The sequence below is a fragment of the Odoribacter sp. genome (genome assembly GCF_985060555.1).
Genome location: NZ_CFKYFN010000007.1, coordinates 1 through 2,086, shown reverse-complemented (window position 1 = coordinate 2,086; position 2,086 = coordinate 1). Strand labels below are relative to the sequence as shown.

General features: G+C 49.2%; 2 protein-coding genes and 1 rRNA gene. 1 reads left to right on the top strand and 2 read right to left on the bottom strand.

Features of this window, described 5'->3' with window-relative positions:
• Window positions 1–186 precede the first annotated feature (186 nt).
• Window positions 187–687, bottom strand: a complete 501-nt coding sequence (locus tag AC5RDS_RS01135) for a hypothetical protein (RefSeq protein ID WP_494222177.1) — start codon at window positions 685–687, stop codon at window positions 187–189.
• 148 nt (window positions 688–835) lie between these two features.
• Window positions 836–985 (bottom strand): hypothetical protein, encoded by a 150-nt coding sequence (locus AC5RDS_RS01130; protein ID WP_494222176.1) that lies wholly within the window; start codon window positions 983–985, stop codon window positions 836–838.
• An 886-nt stretch (window positions 986–1,871) separates the two neighbouring features.
• Here AC5RDS_RS01130 and AC5RDS_RS01125 point away from each other — a divergent pair.
• Window positions 1,872–2,086: ribosomal RNA gene (locus tag AC5RDS_RS01125) — 16S ribosomal RNA — on the top strand; the annotation flags it as partial.

Here is a 2,086-nt window from a genome sequence, read left to right as displayed (position 1 = left end):
TGTTTGCCGTATTCGTCAGTGGTTCCGGCGTTGATGGATTTTATTCGATTCTCGCGGGGGTGGGTTTTACCGTTTTGCCAGGGTGGGGCGGCTTTTGCTTTCCTTTTGCCGTGTGCGGGGTTCGGGTGTGCGCCGGCGGGCCTCCGGCATGTCAGGTAACGGGGCTTTTGGGTGCCTTATGGTTATTCAAGATGTGTCCCGTTTTTCTTTCAGATAAATCCGGGCTGCGGTTCTGAGGGGGTGTTTCCGTGGCCCGGATGCTTGTCTTTTTCCGTTTTCAGCCGTGCCGTTTTCCGTTTCCGGCCGGTCGTCTCCATTTTGTGCGCCGAACGTAAAATCGTTCGCTTCCGATTGATTTTCCGTTTGGCTGAGACGGAGTGTATGATATACGGTATATATGCAGGATTGGGTGCGTGTTTTGCATAAATATTCAGGTCTGGGGCTACGGATTTGCCTCGGATGAGGTTTTCTGTGCCCCGCTTTTGGGCGTTTTTGTTGTCTTTCTGATTGTTTTTTTCTTTCTTTTCCTGTCTTTCTGTCGGGCTTGGGGACGGTTTCCAAGGTGACTGTAACCGGATGGGACGACGGTCCTTCCTGTTCCGTCTTACGGTTCTTTGTCCTGTAGGTATGGGTATTCGCTTTTGCCGTGGCGGGTTTGTCTGGTCCGTCCCGTATCGTCGTTCCCATAATCAGCCCATGAAATTCTCCTTTGTCTGCCGGGCAGCCGTGATGTTGCAGGGTGGGGGGCTTGCGGGGGCGGCTGTGGCCGGTCTTATGTGCACGGTGGCGGTTAAGTACCGCTTTGTTTCGGTGGATGCCTGATCGTTTTCCGTTTTCAGTCCCGGGCGGTCTTTTTGTCCGGCGTCCGTCGTTTCCCTTCCGTTTTCGGCCTTCCTTGCCCGGTCTTCTCTTCCGGATAGTTGTTTCTCTTGTCTTCGGTCAACCGGTGGGTGCTCCGTTCTTTCCCTGTCTTTCCGGTTTTCACCTTAATATATATGAGGTGTTTTCATGTGTGGCTTCTTGTGCATCTTCCGTGCTTTCCCTGTGTGTGTCCTCTGTTCCTGTGTCTTCTCCTTTTTGCAATCCTTGCCGCCCCCTCCATTTTTCCGTTCCAATTCGTCCCGTTGCTCCAATGCGTCTTCCATACTTTTCCTTGTGTGTGTCTTCTGTCCAGTTGTATCCGTCTTTCTTGTCTCGGTACCTCCTCCTTTTTTACAGCCTTTGCCCTTCCTTATTTATCTTTCCTTTGTATACGGCTCCTGACACATACCCTATATTTTCCTTGTGTGCCTTTCATCCCGGTGCTATTCCCCCTTTTTCCCGTCGCCTTTCCCTCCTCTTCCTCCTTCGTTCCCGCGTTTTCCGTCCCCTGCTCTCCGCTCTTTCCTCTCCTTCGTTTTCCATTTAGAAAAAAGTTTTCCCTTAAATCGTGCATGATTTCGAGTGTTAAATATATGTTTTACAGCATATTCCTTGCTTGTTTGTGGAAGTTTTCTTAAATTTGCAAGAGTTTCCGCTTGAAAAAAAGTGGTTATAATATTTGGCAGTTACGGTAAAAGGTTGTACCTTTGCACTCGCTTTCGGGAAGCAAGGCCTTGTGAGGCAGTGCGGATTGGGAGTGTAACAATAGAAAGAGTTCATTGAAAGTCTTACATAAAGAGAGAAAGTAGTACAAGAGCTTGGATGTTTTTTGGGAGGTATAGTCCTTCTTAGGGGTCATCCAAGGGTAAAAAAGAAACGAACCGTCATAATTCCCGTGTATGCTGGTCATATACGGGGGTGTGAAAAGAAACGAGATAAACGGGTAAGTCCAGGGAGTCCGGAAACAGAACAGATGCCTTTCCCTTATGGGTGAAGGTTAAAGATATTCTACAATGAAGAGTTTGATCCTGGCTCAGGATGAACGCTAGCTACAGGCTTAACACATGCAAGTCGAGGGGCAGCATGGACTCAGCTTTGCTGAGTTTGATGGCGACCGGCGCACGGGTGAGTAACGCGTATCCAACCTGCCCTTTACTCCGGGATAGTCTCCTGAAAGGGAGTTTAATACCGGATGTGTTTGTTTTTCCGCATGGGAGCGACAAAT

Excerpts from the sequence above, each read along its gene's own strand:
- AC5RDS_RS01135 (WP_494222177.1), bottom strand. The coding sequence starts at position 687 with ATGGGAACGACGATACGGGACGGACCAGACAAACCCGCCACGGCAAAA.